Genomic DNA, 20198 nt, shown 5'->3' with positions numbered 1-20198 from the left:
CATATAGAAAACATATGACAAATCTTAATATATATAAATGTGAAGAAAAAGACTTAAGCGATTATCTTGGTTATATAAAAGATAACCCTAGTGTCTCACTAAATGATTTTATCAAAAATAAATATTTTGCTGAAGATAATGATAAAATTATCATCACTAGTTTAGAAAATATGGAAATTAACGCAGATTTAACCAATGCTAATTTCCAAGGTACAATACTAACAGATGCCGTATTTAATAATTGTGACTTAACAAATACCATATTATGCGATTCAGATTTAACAAATGTAAAATTTAATGATTGTACATTTATCGGTACCGACTTTAGAGGAGCAAATCTTCATTACGCAGACTTTAATTATAAAGATTATGATTATGATAACTATAAAATCCCTAATCTAAAAGATAAAATACGAGATATCAAACTGTCTTTTTCAGATCTTGAAAGAATAAATAAATATATAGATAAAGATTTAGAAAAAGAACGTATAAAAGAAATAGTTATAGATGAAATTACAAACAAAAAGAAATATATTCTAGCTACTGAAGACGAAAAAACTTTATGGGAAGTTAAATCCAAAGAACTAAAAACTAAGCAAGAAGGGTTAAAAGATTTAGAACAAAATTTAGATAATCCTGGGATTGCTACCAATTTTTTAAATGCTTTTTGGAATAGCGCCGAAACTATTGCTCAAAATCGACACAATGAACTAGTAAAAATCAATAACTTACAGCATGAAGTAAATAAACTAGAAACTGAAGTATATGCTTTAGCTAATCTTAGAATGTTCTGCGGTAATGGTCTTGCAGATATTTTTGAGCAGCTAAAAGATGAAGAAATACAAGTTAAACTAGACCCTTCATATGTTATAGGTTCAACTGCCAAAGAACTAGAGATGCCGAAAGAATATATAAAATTAACTTCTGCTGAATTTGATCTATATTTAGCTGAAGCAGCAAAACACTCTGATACAAAATTATCTCTTACCGAATTTGTTAGAAAGCAAAAAAATCTTTCAGAAGATTTAAATATAGTTCCTGATCTTTCAGAAATTAATTTATCTGGTAGAACTCTTACTAATCTTAACCTGAAAAATACATTATTTGTTGCAGCTAATTTAGAAAATGTTAATATCTCAAATTGTAATTTAGATTTTGCTAATTTTGAAGGAGCTAATTTACAAAATGTCGTTTTTCAAAATGTTAACGCTCGTAACGCGGGATTTCTTTTTGCTGATCTTAAAAAGAGTAAAATTGAAAATAGTGATATGTCGAGAGCTTACATGTCTAAAGTAGATTTATCTGAAGCAGAGGTAACAAATAGCAAATTTAATGCTGTTATGATGGTTAATGCCGATGCTGAAAAGTTAATTATTAAAGATTCAGAATGGAAAAACTCTAATCTTACCGGTATATCACTTGCTTATGCAGATATGAAAAGAGTTCAAATGCAGGGGGTAGTTTTAAATAACGCACTTCTAGATCAAGCAAATATCGTTTCTACTGTTCTTGAAAATGCTTTTATGAATAATGCACATGCGTTAGAAGCAAAATTCAAAGAGCAATGTAACATGCAAGGCATAACTGCAAGGAATGCCTATTTTAGCGATGCTGAATTTGAAAATATACTATCTTTAAAAGAAGCTGACTTAAGAGAAGCTATAATGCAGCGTGTTAAACTTAAGAACGCTGATTTAACAAAAGCAAAGCTTGATAAAGCAAATCTTGAATATGCCGATCTTACAAACGCTACGCTTACTAATGCAACTGCACAATTTGCTAAGTTAAGTAATGCTACTTTAGAAAAAGCAGAAGCTGAAGGATTAAATATTTCTGATGCTATTGCTAAAAATATTAATGCTAAGGAAGCTAACTTTAAGAAAGCAATTATGCAGCGTGCCGATCTTACTAAAGCTGATTTCACTAAAGCGGTGCTTGAAGATGCCGATATGCAAGCAGTAGAAGCAGCCGAGGCTATACTTAAAGAAGCAAATCTAAAAGCAGCAAATCTAAAAGCAGCAAATCTAGCTGGAATTAATAAAGAAGGAGCAGATTTTGATAAAGCAAAAATCAACGATGCTACAAAGATGCATGATACTAAAGGTGAGGCTAAAGGGAATTTAGATCACCAAGATAAAGATGGTAAAAAAACATCTGTCAATGTTAACGAACATGCTAAATTACAAGATAAAATTCATGCAAGAGAAAAAAGCGGTTGGTTTCTGAAAACCGGAGTAGGACAGTTTTGTACAAAAATTGCTAAAACTACTACATCAGGAATTAGCAGCGTAACAAATTTTTTAGCAAGTAAGAAATTTTTAGTAGGGCTTGCCGTAGTAGCAGGTCTTGCCGTAGTAGCTGCACCTTTTGTAGCGATGCCTGTATTATTGGTCACCGGCACAGCCCTTGCTACTAAAGCTGTTATTCTAGGAGCAGGTATTTTAGCTGGAGGTCTAGTCGCTACCGGAACTTATAAACTTACTCAAAAACCTTTACGCAATCTTCAGAAATCATTTGAAAATTTGACTAGCAGTATAGATAAATATATCTCACCACCTCCTGAAAATATTGATGAATTAGTAACAGAAAAACAACAAGCAAAACAAGAAGCTGAAACAGAAAAATCTAAGGAAAGAGAAGAAAATTTAAATAATGTAAATAATAATATTGATAAAGCTAAAAAACAAGATATTTTAAAACAAGTACAAAATAATTTAAACCAGGGAACGCCAAAAGTAGAAATAAAAGAAAAGAAAGATAAAACTGTAGAAAAACAACAAACAGAGCCTGGTAAATTTGTAACAAAATTTAAGCTTAACACTAAAGGCAAAGGATTTGTCGAAAAAATAAAAGATGAAAAAAAACAAATTCAACAAAAGAAGCATATAACTAAATAAGTGTTAAAAATAATATCCGGTAAATATAGAAATCAAATTATACCTACCGCTAAAAATATCAAATATCGTCCTTCCACCGGTAAGCTCAAAGAGGCAATATTTAGTATATTAACCTCTGCTGAGTTTATCGGTAATAAATTATTTAACGAAAATACTCATATACTCGATTTATTCGCTGGTAGCGGAAGTCTTGCTTTTGAAAGCTTATCAAGAGGAGCAGGTTTTGTTACCTTAATTGATATTGATACATCCTCATTAAAAATAGCCGAAGGATTCGCTAAATCTCTAAACATTGAAAATAGAGTTAATTTCGTTAATCTTAATGCCTTAAATCTACCGAAAGCTAATAAGGTTTTTGATCTTGTATTTATTGATCCCCCTTATCATAAAGATATAGTACCTAAAATAATGAAATTGCTTATAAATAATAATTGGCTTAAAGACGGCACTATCATAGTAATTGAGATGGCTAAATTAGATGACTATGCTTTAGAAGAAAATATTGAAATTATACGCGAAAAACTATATGGTAAGAGTAAGCTGTTGGTTTTAAGGAAATGTCATTGTGAGAAAAAACTCTAAGTTTTGACGAAGCAATCTCGTGCCAAAGTCCTGAGATTATCACGCTCTTTTTAGTCACTCGCAATGACACTGCCATATTACTCATCATCACTAGAAAGTAAAACATGACCAAAGACAAAAAACATTATACATGCTCTAACTGTGGAAATATTAGTCCTAAATGGTCGGGGCAATGCTTTGATTGCGGTGTATGGGGTAGTATTGTTGAAGAGATCGTAAGCACAAATAAAGCGATTGTTAAAACAGGTAGCAGACAGGATTTTGATAAGCTTTCAAGTGATGTAACAGAACAGTTGCGCATCCCTACCCCTATAGGCGAATTAAATAGAGTACTTGGCGGTGGTTTAGTGCTTGGCTCAGCTATATTAATAGGTGGTGATCCAGGTATAGGTAAATCTACTTTACTATTACAACTAGCAGCAAGTAACTTTACTTCAAAGATGAATTGTCTGTATATAACTGGCGAAGAATCATTAGATCAAATAAAATTAAGAGCTATTAGGCTAAGTATTGTCAATAGCAATACCAATATTTTAGCAGCTACTAATTTAGAAGATATTATTGCGAGTATAGAAGCAAATAAGAATAATATCGATTTAGTAGTGATCGATTCTATTCAAACAATTACCACAAAAGAATTATCCTCACCTCCAGGCACTGTTTCTCAAATCCGTACATGTGCAAATGAACTTGTTAATTATTCTAAACAAAATAATATAATTATTTTATTAAGCTGTCATGTAACTAAAGACGGACAATTAGCTGGTCCTAAGATACTTGAGCATTTAGTTGATACTGTGCTATATTTTGAAGGAGATCATAATAATCATTTCCGTATTTTACGCTCATATAAAAATCGTTTTGGTGGTGTGGGTGAAATAGGAGTATTTGAGATGAGCGGTAGCGGACTTATTGAAGTCACTAATCCATCAGAATTATTTTTGATGAAGCGAGAACAGAACGTTATAGGTACGTCTATTTTTGCAGGAATTGAAGGCTCAAGACCGTTACTTATGGAAGTACAAGCCCTCATAGTACCTTCAAATATGGTAACTCCTAGACGCTCTGCGGTGGGCTGGGATGCGAATAGGTTATCAATGATACTTGCCGTGCTTAGTAGTAGGATAGGACTTAATCTTGCTAATTATGAAGTATATTTAAGCATCGCTGGAGGGCTTAAAATTGCCGATCCTGCTTCGGACCTCGCAGTAGCAGCGAGCTTAATATCTGCCGCAACAGGAGAACCGGTTCCTGAACAAAGCGTTTTTTTCGGCGAAATAAGCTTATCGGGTGAGATAAGAAAAACTGCAAAAGCAGAAACAAGAATAAAAGAAGCCGTAAAGCTTGGATTTAATAGAATTATTTGTTCTAAGCTTGAGAATTTAACTTATGACTTTATATCTTCCGTTTCTCATTTGAAAGACCTAAAAGAGCTAATTAAATGAAAAAAAATATAAAAATACTCTAGTTTATGAGGTAAGAAATTTGGAAGAAGCACGAAATTTTTTATCTTCTGAAAAAGGAAAATTTGCCTTAAGCACTCCAAACGGAAGCGTAAAATATTACGGTATGCTAGTAATTGATCATATGCTTAAAACTTTAAGTAAAGAATTCCCGGAAAAAGTTGTAGATCTTATTGTAGATGTAGGCGATGACCATCCTGCTTTATTTACTGCAATCAAACTAGGGTATAAGAATATAATATATACAGGAAGTTCTGAGGAAGCTAAGAGAGTGTTGGGTGGATATCAAGCCGTCATAAGTTAAGCAAACGTTGTTGTGTGAATACCTCATCGTCATTCCTGCAAGACCTTGTTGCGTAGATATAAAAAAAGTAGCTGCGAACTAAGAAAAGTAGTAAATCGACAAAAAACTTAACCACAAGTGTGTATGTCAAAGCTACAAAAAGTTTGCAACTGGAAAGAATATAACAGAAGTTTAAAGAAAAGAGGAACAATAATTTTCACATTTTGTGAAGAATATTTAAAAGAGTTATATTATGGAGGGGAACAGAGGCAAGGAGGAGCGAGAAGATATAATAGCAAGATGTATGAATATTTGCTAACAATTAAGCTGTTATTAAGATTGCCATGGCGAGCAACAAGCGGATTTGCAGAAGGAATGTTTAGCAAAATATTTGCGGGTAAGGATTTAAGAATACCGGATTATGCCCATGCATCAAGAATCGCTAGTAAGCTAAAGTTACGAGTAAAAAATATTGGAGTACAAGAGAAAGGTTCAGGGAAAGAGATAGTATTTGATAGTACCGGAGTAAATGTATATAGCACCAGTGGGTGGCATCAAAGGAAATACGGTAAGGATGGATTATAACGGTAAGGATGGATTATATCGTAAGAGAGAACAGTGGAAGAAGATACATGTAGCAGTCGATTTAGATAGTATGGAAGTACTATCTGTAGCCTATACGGATAGTAACACAAACGACTGTGAAGTTGTTGGTGATATGAGCAAAGAGATAACAGGCAAAGCTAAAACCGTTATAGCAGATGGAGCTTATGATACGCAGGAGTTTAGAAAGATAATATATGATTGGGGAGCACAAGATTTAATGCCCCCAGCACGAACATCTAAGTCACAAGATGAATTAAAGAATAAAAGCAAGGTAGAGAAAGAACATTTAGCTTACAGAGATAAAGTAATAAAAGGAATTAGAGAATATAAAAATTTTGATGAAGGTTTAAAAGCATGGAAAATTAATAGCGGCTATCATCAAAGGTCAAGGGTTGAATCGTTTATGTTTAGGTTGAAGCGAACGTTTGGCTTTAACTTACAACAAAAAACAGAGAAAGGAAGAAAAAACGAAGTAATTACTAAGATAAATATATTAAATGAAATGATTGCCCTTGGGAAAGCTCAATATAGCTTTTAGAATTATATGTAATAGTTGAGATTTAATCTTACATTTAGTAAAATTAAGATAATATTAAATGGAGGATTAGAGATGAATCTAAATCAAAAAATAATAAAGCCAAAAATAGGATTACTAGAATTAGCTAGGAGTCTTGGTAGTATATCGTCAGCATGTAAAGCTATGGGTTACAGTAGAGACAGTTATTATAGGTTTAAAGAGTTATATGAAACAGGAGGAGAAGAAGCATTATATGAGATTAGTCGGAAGAAGCCAATTATAGCGAATAGAGTTGATCCTGCCGTAGAGAGAGCAGTATTAGATATGGCAATAGAATACCCCGCTTATGGTCAGCTGCGAGTATCAAATGAGCTTAAAAAGACTGGTATTCTTGTATCACCTGGAGGAGTTAGACCTATTTGGCTACGTAATGATTTAAATAATATCAATAAAAGACTTAAAGCATTAGAAGCCAAAATGGCTCAGGATGGTATTGTTCTTACCGAAGCTCAGTTACAAGTATTAGAGAAACGGCGTAGCGAGAAAGAAGCTCATGGTGAGATTGATACACAGCATCCAGGTTATCTAGGATGCCAAGACACATATTATGTAGGTAATTTTAAAGGCATAGGCAAGGTATATTCTCAAGTGTTTATTGATAGTTACACTCGGGTTGCAGAGGCTAAACTATATACTGATAAAACAGCACTTACCGCTGCTGACATGCTTAATGATAGAGTGTTACCATGGTATGAGAGTCAGCAAATACCAGTACTTCGTATTTTAACTGATAGAGGTGGTGAGTATAAAGGTAATATAGAACATCATGCTTTTGAATTGTTCTTAAGCATTGAGGGTATTGAGCATACTACTACTAAAGCATATTCTCCTCAAACAAATGGTATGTGTGAACGTTTTAATAAAACTATGAAACAAGAATTCTTTGATACTGCTATGCGTAAAAAGATCTATACTGATCTTGATGATCTACAACTAGATCTTGATATTTGGCTAGAATATTATAATAATGAAAGACCGCATTCCGGTAAATATTGCTATGGAAAAACACCTATGCAGACTTTTATGGATAGTAAAAAGTTAGCTGTTGAAAAGAATAACGAAATCTTATATCTTGAATACTCATCTGACAGTCATAACTTATCAGACATTCAGATATAATTTTTATAATGTCTGTAAGATTAAATCTTGACTTCTACAGCTCAATATAGCTTTTAGAATTATATAAAATTTAATTATTTTTATACTCTAAGCGCTATATTGACTTTTTTTAATCTCCACGCAACAACGCCTTGCGAGAAAGGCTTGCTTGCGTGGACTCCCAGTCGTCATTGCGAGGAGCGAAGCGACGTGGCAATCCAGAAAAAGATTAAAAAAATTCTGTAAATCAGCATTTTTACTGGATTGCTTCGTCGAATTACTACGTAATTCTTCTCGCAATGACGGAAAAAACAATAATTAATAAGAACGGTCCAAAATAAATCTAATAATCGAAAACAAATAATCTTTATAACCATTCTGAACCGGAATTTTATTTAATAACTTATTTGCTTCATTTTCTAAGTTACTCAAATAACTAACTGTTTCATTATGAATTTCATGTTCAATCATCAAATCACGTACTTTAATAAACTCATCATTAGTACGCTTATCGCATTTAATTATATTTTCAAGCCAGAGCTGCTTATCTTGCTCTAGCTTATTATATAAAAAAATCAGCGGTAATGTAACTTTTCCTTCTAAGAAATCATCGCCGATATTTTTGCCTACCTGTTTATCATTACCCAAATAATCAAGTAGATCATCTATAACCTGAAATATCGTTCCGAGTAATTGCCCAAAGTCCCGCATATCTTTAGAAATATGGTCTACCTGTTCTGCTATAATAGCTCCAACTTCACAAGAAGCTCCAAATAGTTCGGCGGTTTTAGATTTAACTATTTGCTGATATTCTTCGATAGTTATAATGCGTCGTTCATTTAGCTTAACTAGCTGTACTACCTCCCCTTCGGAAATAATTGCTGAAGCTTTAGCTAGAACATTCATAGCTTTAATAGAGCCGGAAGCGACCATTAACTTAAAAGACTGGCTAAAGAGGAAATCACCCACTAAAATACTTGTTTTACTTCCCCAAATAACGTTAGCGGTAGGTTTGAATCTTCTTAAAGTGCTGTCATCTACGACATCATCATGAAGCAATGTGGCGGTATGCATGAATTCAACGGCACTTGCGAGCTTTATATGATTATCGCCTTTATAATCAGACATTTTAGCGGTTATTATAGTTAAAAGTGGACGAATTCTTTTACCCCCCGCCTCTAGCAAATATTTACCTACTATTTCTATTAATTCTTCATCACTTTTTAAACAGCTAATGATTAAATCGTTTAACTTAGTTACTTCATCTTTTAAATCTTGCTGTATTTTTACTATAATATTCATGGTATTTTTTTAAATTTTTCTGTCATTGCGAGGAGAGGCGAAGTCTCGACGTGGCAATCTCAGAAATTTTGTACTATTTTCACGATATTGCCACGCGGTCTTCGACCGTTTAGCTTATGACGACTAACGAGGTTCATTAATTATACATTCCTCTAATATTTTTTGATTAACACTCGGAATTAACTCCATAATTTTTTCTTTTACATTTTCACCGAGTTTCACTTTTTTTACTGCTGCTTGGTATAAAGATAAATAATATAAAGGTATAAGTTTATTTATATCATCTATATTACCTATTTTAGCTTTGTTTAAATCGGATAAATCAAACTCATACTCAATGCTAGCGTCAATTAAATTAGATGAGTTCGGGTGATCGGATATAGTTTTTAAAAATGATTTTAGAGCATCTCCATATACTTCTTTGCTCTCTTTGGATAAGTTTTTAAAATCACCTACCCCATATACATATAGACTTAAAACATCTATTATTTTAGAGTAATCATTAATTACTATCGTACCTTTACTGTAAGAATCTTTAAGAGTATTTACTATAGTTTCATTTGTTATATTAAATCCCGATGCGTTTGAATATAGACTTAAAGCATTTATCTGTGCTCTAGTTAATTTATTTAATTCAGTAACTAAATTAATATTTAAATTAAAATTATATCGCCTATCTTCAAAAATACTAAAATTATATTGTTTATTATTATTTAAAATATAGCTTAGTTCATTATTCAAATCTTTATATAGATTATTATCGGTGAGTTTAAACAGATAGGTTTGCCTATCGTAATATTTCTTTATAAATTCTAATGAACCTATTATAAAACCAGGTTTTAGCTTAAATTGCGAATCTATTAAAAGATCAATATTATTATTGCCGAAATCGTTTAACTTACCTTTATATAATAAATTAATATTATTTTCAAAGTTATTACTATTTATTTTTGCATTAGTAACTTCAATTGTTAAATCTTTAGCAATATCTTTAAAATGCAAACTACTAGTACTAATCAAGAAATTACCGGAAAATTTGAAATTATTATTCCAAGCGGGTCTATATAATAATAAGCCGGCAGGTATTATTCTATCTTCAAGGTTACTTTTTACTATTTCGGTTTCATAATAAATTTCTAATTTTTGCGGTATATTATCAAGGAAATCCTGTTTACTTATATAATACTTACTTTTGTCAAATAACATAGTAAGTATAGTATGAGCTTCTTCATATAATTTTTGATTATCGACTAAGTCAAAAATTTCTGTTTTACCGGAAGTAAATTTAATATTTTCTATTAAATTTATAACTTCAAATAAATCTTTTTTTGATCGTACTATTTCAAATAATTTAAAATTTAACGGTATTTTTGTTGATAATATACAGTTCTCATTATAAAACCTTACTCCAAAGCCTCTTTGAACCGGCTTAAATTTTCCGAATGCTTCTCCGGAAAAATTTATAAATAATTTCTGTTTAAGTAAATCATAACCGATATTTATCGGTGAGGTAAATTCAATTACTCTATTAATACTCTCTTCTTGCCAATTAATTACCGAAATACCTAATTTAAAAGGAAAACCATATGGCTGAACTTTAGAAAATTTAATAAGATATTGTTGATTAGGATTATTATCAGTCTCTTCTATATTAAGGTTGGTACCGGCATATTTTTGATTTATAGAGTGTGATAAAGAGAACATAATAGTAAACCATAGCCCACTATATGCGAGTATAGTAAAGATAGTTATAAATAATATTATTTTAAGAATTTTTTTCATTTCTTTTAATTTAAATAAGAAATCAAATTAAAGAAATATTTAATTTCATTCCTAGAGCAATAGCGGCACGATCAAGAGTATCAATAGTAACATTAGGGTTGTTAGGGTTTAGAAGTCTATTTACAGCCGATCTACTTGTTTTCATTTTTTCAGCCATTTCTGATTTTGTTATGTGTTTTTGTTCCATAATCTGTTTTATTTGCTGTGCAATAATACGCTTATGAGCTACTGCTGTTACCTCTTCTAATATTCCTATTTCATTAAGAAAATCATCAAAATTAGAACCAATATACTTTTGATTAAGTTTATTCATAATTCTACCTCTTTTTTCTTTTAAATTCTAAGTCTAATTCTTTATCAGGAGTTTTTTGAGATTTTTTTAAAAACCCATGCAATAGAATCATTTTATTAACTGCTACACAAAAAATACTCTTCCTATTTTGCCATCTGTTAAATTTGATCTTACTTCATACATTCCTTTACCTAAAGATTTGCATGCAGGCATTCCAATTGGCCAAAAATATTCTATGACTTTAATGTCTGTACCAATGATTTTACAATCTTTAGGGTCTAATTCAAGTAACCAATCGCGTACCGGTTCTTTTTTAGTTATAGCACGGTAAAATTTTACAGTGAGAGTTTTTGATGTATTAAGCATTATAATAATGTACCATAATTGGTACAATTTAGCAACTAATATAATAAAAAGTATTTAAAACCCAATCTACTTACACAGCTCTATATATTCCTTATTTAGTTTTATAACGTTCCAAATCCATAAACTCATCATAACTATAAAAATTACTAATAAATATATTATAATAGAATCAAAGGTAGCAGTCGGAATAATAATAAATATCAAAGACTGTATAAATGCTCCAAGCGATTTACCGAATTTAGTACCTATTACCTCTACAGCAGCTTTTCCCTTAGTTCTAAGCTCTAAAGATAAAGGGATATACGCCATTTCTTTTGTTGAATCGAATAATGAGTATTTGGACGATTTACTAAGTATGTTCTGAATAGCTCCAACGATAATCGCTGCATATAGAAGATTAAAATCGCCGAAACACGCTCCTATTTCTTCAATAAAAATTATAAAGATAAAAAACATCAAGCCGGTAATAGACAACATAATAGGAGTTAATAATGCAGAACTGAGCCAACCGAGCCTTCTAAGGATGTTGCTGCCTATTACCATGAAAGTAACGCATGATATCCCCATCCAAATATTAAACCTGCCCATAAAGTTAACATAGTCTATAGTGTTTGGATGTAATTCTTTTATTTTTGCTTTCCAAGGTCCTTCGACTATATTTATTAATAATCCATAACAAATTATTAGTAAAGCAATACGACCTATATATTTTGAGTGAATTACTAATTTGATACTTTCAATTACCGAAAGTTTTGTTTTCGTTTTAGTCGTAACTTTTTTTGTATCTAAAACATTTATGGAATCCGTTAAAATAAATCTATTTATTATTCTAAATAGAAACATAGCAACTATTCCTGCAGCAACAATAATTGACATGATTGGCTGAAGCATTATAGCATTTCCGGCAGATAAATTAAAAGAATCCAGTAATAATTCTGAATCAATGACATCCTGCCCGCTTGAGAAAAAGACAAGTACGCTGCCTGCTATTATAAGACCTATATTACCGACCATTCCAAGAACTGGATAGAATCTTTTAGCTTTAGAAGTATCAAAAATGTGATTGGCAAACTGCCAAAACATTAAGTTTATGACTACTGCACTCCATAATTCTGAGAAAATATACATCAGTGCATAACTCCATTTACTACCTATTTTAATGAACCATTTAAAATTAGGGTATGAAGCAATTAAATTATTTATCATTTCATCGTTAGGATGATAAATATCTTGATTGGGATAAATAATATAGGCAAATAATAAGAAAAATAGTAAAAAACTGCCGACTATAATGTAGAAAATATATTCAAAATTTAATTTATTACTAAGCTTAACATAAAGTACGGTAAAAATTACGCACGAGGGTAATACTAACCATAATTTTAAGAAACTAATAATTTCGGCCCCCATAGAGGGTACTACTAAACTATCTTTGATAGATCTTAAAGCCCCAAAATTAAAAAGGATACATAACATCATTAAAGCCATAGGTATAAATAGCTTTAATTCTTTCCTTTCTATAGGCCAAATTATTTCTTTAACTTTTTCAAAGAAAATTTTAGGCGGTAACATTTTTATTGTAACCTTACATATTAAAGTTAACTTTTAAATCTCTTAAGTGCTAAAGTCAATTAAAATAATTAATTTATATTACTCCAAGGTGTTATTTCTCTATATCGCCAGTAATATTTTGTGATTTTATCTAATTTGTCCTGATTTGTCTTCCATAGTTCATGCTTATCGGTAGTCCATGGCTTAGGTCCTGCATAGTGTAAAATGAAGCAAGAAAAATAAGGGCCTTGATCCTCAAAATATGTCAAAAAGTTCCATCTCATCGACAAAGGATAAATGTAATCATGAAAAGCTATATTTAACACATCTTGATCAGGAAGCGAAAAGTCACATTCTGATCTTTTTATAGTTTCTAATATCGCAGATTCAGTTTGTTTTTCTCGCATATTTTTTAAGTTTAAAAATACTATCCCGCTATTTTTGTAAGAATGATCCATATTTCTTTTACATTCTTTTATCAATTTGTGATTACAATATGTAATACCTGTATCTATGCTACCTGCGGCAATATAATTACTCATATCTATTTTTTTAAGAGAATTCAAATCATGCAACACTACAATATCCGCATCAAGATATAATATAGAGTCTAGATGAGGAAAGATTTGATCAAAATATAACCTATACATTACTAGACTAGGCCAATTATACGTAAATTTTATTTTCTTATCTTTTAAAGCTTGATTTAATATATTTTCAGGAAAAGTAATAAAATCTATAGAATAATCTCTGATATATTTCATGGAAGCTAGTTTTTCCATTGATTCTTGACTAACAGGGTCATTAGAATCCATAACAATATGAAATCTATAGAAACTATCTAAATCGCTATTTAGTAAACTAGAGGCTATTACTGTACCGGCATGAATAGCAAACTTATCATTAATAGTTAATGCTATATCTAGTATGTTATTTTTGCCTTATACCGGTTAACTTAATTACATTTTGTATTTCTTCTATGGCAAGCTTATAATCAGTTTGTATGGTTTTTTCATTAAAAGATGACCTGCCTAGTAAGTGAATTAAGCTAAGCCTATATAAACATCTAGCAGTAAGTTCCGGTATATTAAGAGAGATTAAACTATATAATGGACTGAGAAAACTGGACAGAAAAAATAGTACTCAAGTTTCCGAAATAAGTTACAATAAATAGGTAAAACTTAGGAGGAAAGATGAAGAAAAATAAGGTTAGGATTTTCAGTAGTGAAGAAAAGACTAAGGTAGTATTAGAATTAATAAAAGAGGATGCTACCTTAAGTCAATTAGCATCAAAATATGAGATAAGCTCCAAGACAATTCAGAATTGGAAAAAGCAGTTTGTTGCTAATGCAGCTCTAGCTTTTGAGCCAGCTAAAGTTTTGAGTGAATATCAAGAACAAATTAGTGATCTCAAAGAACAAAATGATGAACTAGCTAAAGCTCTTGGGAAAGCTACGGTGGAGAGGGACTGGGCTGTGGGAAAGCTAAAAAGCTTGGACTTATCAAATAGAAAGAGTCTTGTCCAGTCCAAGCTAGATCAACTACCAAAGACAAGACAATGTGAGTTGCTAGATATTAGTCGCTCTACAACATATTATAAAGTTAAACCGCTTAGTGTAGATAAATTAAGTATCTTAAATAGAATAGATGAAATATATACAGATAATCCCGAATTTGGTTATCGTTATATTTATCATCAGTTATTAGAGGATGGTTTTTCAATTGGCAGAGATCGAGTATTAAAATATATGAGGATGATGGGAATAGAAGCCATTTATCCTCATAAGAGAAAGTCTACTTCTGTAAAGGATAATGAGCATAAAGTATACAGTTATTTACTTGATCAATATTGGACTAAATCTAGAACAACAAAAACAGTACATGTACCTAATGTCAATGAGGTTTGGAGTGGTGACATTACTTACATTAGAACTCATGATGGCTTTATGTATATGGCGGCTATTATAGACTGGCATAGCAAAGCTATATTAAGTTATAAATTATCCAATTCTATGGATGCAACTCTTGTTACTGATGTCTTGAAGGATGCCCTTAATAAATATAATGCTCCAAAGATATTTAATAGTGATCAGGGTAGTCAATATACTAGTCATGACCATATACAGATACTAAAAGATAATAATATTCAAATCTCAATGAATGGAAAAGGTCGAAGTATTGATAATATCGTAATAGAGAGATTTTTTAGGACTATAAAATATAACTGTATATTTATTAATGATTTTAAAAATATTAAAGAACTGAGGATAGGTATTGATAATTATCTGTATAAGTATAATTATCAAAGATTTCATTCGGGTATTGGTTACAAAAAACCTATGGATGTTTATCTGAATTATACGCAAAATTATTATCAATTAGCTGCTTAACAATATAATAAAAATAGGAAACGAATTTGATTATTTTTTGTCTTGATTTCTCAGTCCATTATAGTAATATAATTTATCAAATTAAATCAGCTAAATCGCAGGTAGCAAGTTACACTAATAGTACTTTAGTAATGTTATATTGGCATATTGGTTCTCTTATTAATCAAGAAATTCTAAACAATAACGGGCTGAATATGGAGAGCAAATATTATCTCAAATGGCTAAAAGGTTAACCCTACTATATGGTAATGGTTTTGATTTTGCTAACCTTTCGCGTATGGTTAAATTTTCTAAATTATATCCTTATCAAGAAATTGTTGTGGCAGTGTCACAACAATTATCGTGGTCGCACATCATAAGCTTTGTTATATGGCTCATTTTATGTCATTCCCGCGTAGGCGGGAATCCAGTAAAATCTATAAAAACTTATTGAAGTTATTTTTTTTGGATTCCTGCCTACGCGGGAATGACATCGAGTAGGTCGAATCATGCAATAAGACCCACATCATAAAATTAATACATATATAAAATTCATGTTAAATAACTCTCATTTACTTATTATTTGGTTGTTTGGACTTATTAGCGGTTTTAATCTAATGATTACCGGTAATACTTTAAATTATTGGCTTGCTAAAGAGGATATGGCACTGCAAACAATCGGTATATTATCATTCATAACGCTTCCCTACTCTATTAATTTCTTGTTAGCACCGATTTTTGATGCAGTGCAAATTAAATATTTAAACAAAATATTCGGTCATAGATTATCTTGGATTTGCTTAACTAGTACTGCGTTAATATTTCTTATATATATTTTCAGCTTTCTAGATCCTCGTACTAATCTAGTATTATTTACCTTTACGGCTTTAATTATTTCTTTTTTTAGTGCAGCCCAAGATACTATATTAAGTGCTTTAAGAACGGAAATAGTACCTAAAGAATCGCTTGGGTTTACTTCAGGAATATATATATTCGGTTATCGGGTCGGTATGCTTTTAGCTGGTTCCGGAGCTATTTATTTATCTATTTATTTTACATTTAATGAAATATATAAAATCTTTGCCGGCTTAGTATTTATTTATTTAATTTTATTGATTGTAGCTGCTAGATATACTAATTCTTTTGGTCTCGTTGAAGAAAGAATATGTCATTCCCGCGGAAGCGGGAATCCAAATAATGAATTTTTTATAAAACGTTATTATTCTAATTTCTTAAAGATCTTTCTGGATTCCCGCTTCCGCGGGAATGGCATCAGCCTCGCATATTTCATTATCCATATATTAATTTTCCTAGTATTATATAGATTACCGGATAACTTAATCAATGTTATGATTAATCCGTTTTTGCTTCATCTTGAGTATGATGCTTTTGAGATAGCAAGTGTTGGGAAGTTTTGGGGTGTTGTAGGAGCTATAATCGGCGGACTACTTGGTGGCTTTATTATGAAACATAAAAATATATTAAATAATATATTTTTATTTGGGATTATTCATGCTTTAGGACATATTTTGTTTATTGTTCTTGAAATAAACGGTAAAAATTCTTTATTATTATTTATCACGATAGGAATAGAAAGTATTACTGGTGGTATGACGATGACTGCTTATATAGCTTTTATTTCTTCGCTATGCCAAGGTAAATTTCGAGCTACTCAATATTCTTTTCTTTCGTCGATGATGGGAATTTCACGCTCAATTTTTCCTATAATTTCAGGCTATATGGTAGTAAATTTCGGTTGGCAAAATTTCTTTTTATTTACTACTATTATAACTATCCCCTCTTTGTTAATATTATTAAAGATAAAAACTAAATTACAATAATGAATGATATATTAGGTGCTTTTTTACATGGTATTGTTTTAGCTCTTGGTTTAATAGTGCCGCTCGGAGTACAGAATATTTTTATATTTAATCAAGGAGCAAAACAGCCAAAGTTTAGTAAAGCTTTACCTAGCATAATTGCAGCCTCAATATGTGATACTATTCTTATATGTATGGCAGTTCTTGGGGTATCTTTATTAATTCTTGAAATTTCTTGGTTAAAATTATCTATATTTATTGTTGGATTTATTTTTTTAATTTATATGGGATATAATACTTGGAAACAGCCGCCTATTGATCTTACAATGAATTCCGGGGCTTTTTCAGCTAAAAAACAAATTTTATTTACTATATCGGTGTCAATATTAAATCCTCATGCTATTATGGATACGATTATAGTAATAGGTACTAGTGCTTTAAAGTATAACGGTATTGCAAAAATTATGTTTACCTTAACTTGTATATTTATATCTTGGATATGGTTTTTTTCTTTAGCAGTTGCAGGTTATAATATCAGAAAGCTAAATAAAAGTAGCACGATTTTAACCATAATTAATAAAATAGCTGCTATTATTATTTGGGCAGTTGCTTTTTATATTGGGGTACAAATATTGTATGAAATCGGTTTTATTAACTAGAAATATTGAAGAAAATAATGAAACTATAAAAGAAATAAGTAAATATAATTTAGATTTACGTTATATTCATTGTCCTTTAATTAAATATGAAATTCTAGATTTTAATATTGATATTTTAGATAATTACTTAAATATAATAATCACTAGTAAATACGCAGCAAATATCTTAGCCGGTCATAACTTAAAACAAGATATTTGGGTAGTAGGTAGTAAGTCAAAACGATTATTAGGCAAGAAAGTAATTTATACTGCTAAAAACGCGGAAGATTTGATTAAGCATTTTCCTCCTGATTTATATGAGCAGACTATATATTTATCTTCAAATGAAATTACTAAAGATTTGCCTAATAAAATAGCTAGACATATCATTTATAATGTAGAATATTTGAACGAGCTGCCGTTATCTGTTATAAAAGAATTTAAAAGCAATATTAGACATCTTTCCAAACCAGCTTATAGAGAGGAATTTAAAGGAGACACGGGACGCAGCACCGCAGCGTACATAGAAGTACGTGAGGATGCGAGTACCGGATCGACGTATAAATTACCTCTGGAAGCGGAGTTTGGGAAGATGTCTATTGACTTTATTTTACTTTATTCTCAGAATAGTGCTAAAACTTTTTTAAGATTATTACTTCAAAATAATTTACTAGAATATTTACAAGATAGTTTAGTTGTAGCTATAAGTTTGAAAGTTGCAAATATAGTTAGACCTTTTATAAAAAATGTGGTTTATTGTGATGATCGAAATCCTAACGATATAATCAAGTTATTATCCGAAAATGCAAAAATTTGATAGTTTATTTAAAAGCAAAAATATCTTTTTTATAGCAATAGTAATATTTGTCTTATCTTCTTTTACTTTTTATCATAATAGAGCCGATATTTTAAAACTGTTTAAAAGTGAAAATAAAGATTTAAGTCAAATTCCTGATCAAGCAGTAGAAAATAAAGAAAATACCGTAGAAGAAAAGGAAGCAGCCTCTCTATTATCTACTAAGTCGCTTTTAAATTACGTAAGTTCTTTAAAGTTCCCTGAAGCACCGGAACCGGATTCCTCGGTCAAGCTACGGGATAATAATGTAGAAGCTCCTATTAAACAATATTCAGTGGATTATATTAATTACTTATTAAATGTAAATCTATTAGTATATAATTTCATGCAGGATAAAGACTATAGTAAGGAGTTAAGAATAGTAAAATTCCGCCTGCTGCCTCGAGATATAAAGAATATTTTAACTAGCCTAGAAGCATATAATAATAATTATCTTTTCTCGAAATCAAGTAGTACAGAAGTAATTTTTCCTACCAACCATAAGTGGCTGGAGAAATTTATCAAAATTGAGAAAAAACCTTCTTCTATGATAATAAAAGAACAAGATAAAACTCTAATTTTAGAGAAATTAAACTATCTAATCGATTTTCTTTATTCAGAAAAATTTATGCAGGAGTGTGTAAATAAAGATGTTTAGGTTATTATTAATATGCACTACTTTTTTACTACTTTATTTCGGGTTTACTTTAATAGAGAGCTTTGATTCAAAAGTTTTTATTAGTTTATACGATTATAATATTGAGACTACTTTGTTCTTTAGTCTTATTTTAGGGTTATTATTACTAATTTCTTGTTTTATTGTCATTAGATTTCTAATATTAATTATCGATTTACCGTCTAAAATACATAATATTTTTAATAAACGAAAAGTTAATCATGATAAATATACTTTAATTTTAGCTTTTGCCGAATATATTATGAGTAATAAAGCTAAATCTGCTTCTATTGTTCGCAAAAATTTATCTTCTGAAGATCTAAAAGATTCACAAGAATTCCATAATTTAATCTTAGCCGTAACTGAAGAGGATGTAGATAGAAAAATTTTCTATTTTGAAAAACTTATTGCATCTAAAGAATTCGCTTTTTTCAGTAGCAAAAACCTAGCAAAACTTTATTATGATAAATCCTTGTATGAGAAAGCAGAAAATTACGCAACAAAGGCTTATAATTTCAATGAACTTGATAGTGACAATTTAATTACTTTAATGCGTTGTTATGCTAGACTTTCTCTATGGACGAAATTTATTTTTATAACAAATAAACTCGCAAAATTTCATAAACATGAGTCTATGCCGAAAATTGCTGAGTATTATTTATTAGCAGCAAAGCAAGAAGTAGAAAGTAATAATGCAGCTAATGCTATAGATTATTTGGAAACAGCTATAGATTTAAATTTTTATAACGATGAATTACTAGAATTTTACTTTAATTTAAATGATAAGCTTAATGTTAATAAAAAGACCAAAATATTAAAAGATGCTTTTCGTATTATCCCTTCTTTAAAATTAGTGCAGCTATTTAAAAAATTTACTTCTCTATCAGATAGGCAAATTTACGAAGAATTAACTCAAGAGTTAGATGCTAAAAAAGATGAAATATTAATTTTGGCAATAGAAGCTTATTTAGAATTATAGGTGTTGTTGTATCATGTCATTCCTGCTTTCGTAGGAATGACATGATACAAGCCATGCAATAAAGCACTTCGCTACAGCGTTG

Annotated in this window: 16 protein-coding genes and 5 pseudogenes; 15 read left to right on the top strand and 6 right to left on the bottom strand. The window is 30.5% G+C overall.

The genetic code is table 11. The features are described from left to right. Positions 1–14 precede the first annotated feature (14 nt). From AC0ODJ_RS04905 to AC0ODJ_RS04875, 7 genes and pseudogenes are all read left to right on the top strand, one after another. A pseudogene (locus tag AC0ODJ_RS04905) lies at positions 15–2893 on the top strand (pentapeptide repeat-containing protein). Between the two features lie 4 nt (positions 2894–2897). Further along, positions 2898–3479, top strand: a complete 582-nt coding sequence (rsmD, locus tag AC0ODJ_RS04900) for a 16S rRNA (guanine(966)-N(2))-methyltransferase RsmD (RefSeq protein ID WP_218460689.1) — start codon at positions 2898–2900, stop codon at positions 3477–3479. 104 nt (positions 3480–3583) lie between these two features. After that, the gene (radA, locus tag AC0ODJ_RS04895; RefSeq protein ID WP_474465147.1) at positions 3584–4924 is read left to right on the top strand and encodes a DNA repair protein RadA; all 1341 of its coding nucleotides are present in this window, start codon (positions 3584–3586) and stop codon (positions 4922–4924) included. A 40-nt stretch (positions 4925–4964) separates the two neighbouring features. After that, entirely contained in the window at positions 4965–5246 is a 282-nt protein-coding gene (locus AC0ODJ_RS04890; protein WP_218460687.1) for a hypothetical protein, read from the top strand. A 123-nt stretch (positions 5247–5369) separates the two neighbouring features. Next, positions 5370–5810 (top strand): transposase, encoded by a 441-nt coding sequence (locus AC0ODJ_RS04885; RefSeq protein WP_121843865.1) that lies wholly within the window; start codon positions 5370–5372, stop codon positions 5808–5810. Next, the gene (locus tag AC0ODJ_RS04880; RefSeq protein WP_474464679.1) at positions 5800–6369 is read left to right on the top strand and encodes a transposase; all 570 of its coding nucleotides are present in this window, start codon (positions 5800–5802) and stop codon (positions 6367–6369) included. The genes AC0ODJ_RS04885 and AC0ODJ_RS04880 overlap by 11 nt, the downstream gene beginning before the upstream one ends. A gap of 72 nt (positions 6370–6441) precedes the next feature. Next, complete coding sequence (locus tag AC0ODJ_RS04875; protein WP_474465632.1) at positions 6442–7527, top strand: IS481 family transposase; 1086 nt, start codon at positions 6442–6444, stop codon at positions 7525–7527. 297 nt (positions 7528–7824) lie between these two features. On the opposite strand, the gene AC0ODJ_RS04870 is transcribed toward AC0ODJ_RS04875, so the two are convergent. The 6 genes and pseudogenes from AC0ODJ_RS04870 to AC0ODJ_RS04845 form a co-directional block, all read right to left on the bottom strand. Then, a complete protein-coding gene (locus tag AC0ODJ_RS04870) occupies positions 7825–8808 on the bottom strand; it encodes a polyprenyl synthetase family protein (protein WP_474465144.1) in 984 nt (327 codons plus the stop codon). Between the two features lie 123 nt (positions 8809–8931). After that, positions 8932–10590, bottom strand: a complete 1659-nt coding sequence (locus AC0ODJ_RS04865; protein WP_218460212.1) for a hypothetical protein — start codon at positions 10588–10590, stop codon at positions 8932–8934. Between the two features lie 22 nt (positions 10591–10612). Next, positions 10613–10903 carry a helix-turn-helix domain-containing protein gene (locus AC0ODJ_RS04860; protein WP_218460211.1) on the bottom strand — a complete coding sequence of 97 codons (291 nt, stop codon included), beginning with the start codon at positions 10901–10903 and terminating at the stop codon, positions 10613–10615. Between the two features lie 4 nt (positions 10904–10907). After that, a pseudogene (locus AC0ODJ_RS04855) lies at positions 10908–11248 on the bottom strand (type II toxin-antitoxin system RelE/ParE family toxin). Positions 11249–11314: 66 nt separating this feature from the next. Beyond that, positions 11315–12820 carry a nucleotide exchange transporter Tlc3 gene (gene tlc3 / locus AC0ODJ_RS04850; protein WP_218460210.1) on the bottom strand — a complete coding sequence of 502 codons (1506 nt, stop codon included), beginning with the start codon at positions 12818–12820 and terminating at the stop codon, positions 11315–11317. A gap of 68 nt (positions 12821–12888) precedes the next feature. Further along, a pseudogene (locus AC0ODJ_RS04845) lies at positions 12889–13909 on the bottom strand (glycosyltransferase family 8 protein); the annotation flags it as partial. Positions 13910–13992: 83 nt separating this feature from the next. Here AC0ODJ_RS04845 and AC0ODJ_RS04840 point away from each other — a divergent pair. The 8 genes and pseudogenes from AC0ODJ_RS04840 (at position 13993) to AC0ODJ_RS04805 (ending at position 20116) form a co-directional block, all read left to right on the top strand. Next, on the top strand, positions 13993–15189 hold the full coding sequence (locus AC0ODJ_RS04840) for an IS3 family transposase (RefSeq protein ID WP_474464651.1): 1197 nt from the start codon (positions 13993–13995) through the stop codon (positions 15187–15189). A gap of 217 nt (positions 15190–15406) precedes the next feature. Beyond that, on the top strand, positions 15407–15622 hold the full coding sequence (locus tag AC0ODJ_RS04835) for a DUF1016 N-terminal domain-containing protein (protein ID WP_256621215.1): 216 nt from the start codon (positions 15407–15409) through the stop codon (positions 15620–15622). 100 nt (positions 15623–15722) lie between these two features. Further along, positions 15723–17009 carry an AmpG family muropeptide MFS transporter gene (locus AC0ODJ_RS04830; RefSeq protein WP_218460312.1) on the top strand — a complete coding sequence of 429 codons (1287 nt, stop codon included), beginning with the start codon at positions 15723–15725 and terminating at the stop codon, positions 17007–17009. Beyond that, positions 17006–17647, top strand: a complete 642-nt coding sequence (locus tag AC0ODJ_RS04825; RefSeq protein ID WP_474465748.1) for a LysE/ArgO family amino acid transporter — start codon at positions 17006–17008, stop codon at positions 17645–17647. The genes AC0ODJ_RS04830 and AC0ODJ_RS04825 overlap by 4 nt, the downstream gene beginning before the upstream one ends. Further along, on the top strand, positions 17625–18443 hold the full coding sequence (locus AC0ODJ_RS04820) for a palindromic element RPE1 domain-containing protein (RefSeq protein WP_218460311.1): 819 nt from the start codon (positions 17625–17627) through the stop codon (positions 18441–18443). Before AC0ODJ_RS04825 ends, AC0ODJ_RS04820 begins: the two co-directional genes overlap by 23 nt. Beyond that, positions 18430–18690 (top strand): annotated as a pseudogene (locus AC0ODJ_RS04815) (hypothetical protein); the annotation flags it as partial. The gene AC0ODJ_RS04820 and the pseudogene AC0ODJ_RS04815, both read left to right, overlap by 14 nt. A gap of 63 nt (positions 18691–18753) precedes the next feature. Beyond that, positions 18754–19119, top strand: a pseudogene (locus tag AC0ODJ_RS04810) (hypothetical protein); the annotation flags it as partial. Beyond that, positions 19112–20116 carry a tetratricopeptide repeat protein gene (locus AC0ODJ_RS04805; RefSeq protein WP_218460309.1) on the top strand — a complete coding sequence of 335 codons (1005 nt, stop codon included), beginning with the start codon at positions 19112–19114 and terminating at the stop codon, positions 20114–20116. The pseudogene AC0ODJ_RS04810 and the gene AC0ODJ_RS04805, both read left to right, overlap by 8 nt. Positions 20117–20198 lie beyond the last annotated feature (82 nt).

Source organism: Rickettsia senegalensis, assembly GCF_056135685.1.
The sequence above is the reverse complement of the archived record's forward strand: the minus strand, read 5'-3'. Positions and strand labels throughout refer to the sequence as shown.

Excerpts from the sequence above, each read along its gene's own strand:
- radA (WP_474465147.1), top strand. The coding sequence starts at position 3,584 with ATGACCAAAGACAAAAAACATTATACATGCTCTAACTGTGGAAATATT.
- AC0ODJ_RS04880 (WP_474464679.1), top strand. The coding sequence starts at position 5,800 with ATGGATTATAACGGTAAGGATGGATTATATCGTAAGAGAGAACAGTGG.
- AC0ODJ_RS04805 (WP_218460309.1), top strand. The coding sequence starts at position 19,112 with ATGTTTAGGTTATTATTAATATGCACTACTTTTTTACTACTTTATTTC.
- AC0ODJ_RS04885 (WP_121843865.1), top strand. The coding sequence starts at position 5,370 with ATGTCAAAGCTACAAAAAGTTTGCAACTGGAAAGAATATAACAGAAGT.
- AC0ODJ_RS04875 (WP_474465632.1), top strand. The coding sequence starts at position 6,442 with ATGAATCTAAATCAAAAAATAATAAAGCCAAAAATAGGATTACTAGAA.
- AC0ODJ_RS04840 (WP_474464651.1), top strand. The coding sequence starts at position 13,993 with ATGAAGAAAAATAAGGTTAGGATTTTCAGTAGTGAAGAAAAGACTAAG.
- AC0ODJ_RS04820 (WP_218460311.1), top strand. The coding sequence starts at position 17,625 with ATGAAATCGGTTTTATTAACTAGAAATATTGAAGAAAATAATGAAACT.
- tlc3 (WP_218460210.1), bottom strand. The coding sequence starts at position 12,820 with ATGTTACCGCCTAAAATTTTCTTTGAAAAAGTTAAAGAAATAATTTGG.
- AC0ODJ_RS04830 (WP_218460312.1), top strand. The coding sequence starts at position 15,723 with ATGTTAAATAACTCTCATTTACTTATTATTTGGTTGTTTGGACTTATT.
- AC0ODJ_RS04870 (WP_474465144.1), bottom strand. The coding sequence starts at position 8,808 with ATGAATATTATAGTAAAAATACAGCAAGATTTAAAAGATGAAGTAACT.
- AC0ODJ_RS04860 (WP_218460211.1), bottom strand. The coding sequence starts at position 10,903 with ATGAATAAACTTAATCAAAAGTATATTGGTTCTAATTTTGATGATTTT.
- AC0ODJ_RS04835 (WP_256621215.1), top strand. The coding sequence starts at position 15,407 with ATGGCTAAAAGGTTAACCCTACTATATGGTAATGGTTTTGATTTTGCT.
- AC0ODJ_RS04865 (WP_218460212.1), bottom strand. The coding sequence starts at position 10,590 with ATGAAAAAAATTCTTAAAATAATATTATTTATAACTATCTTTACTATA.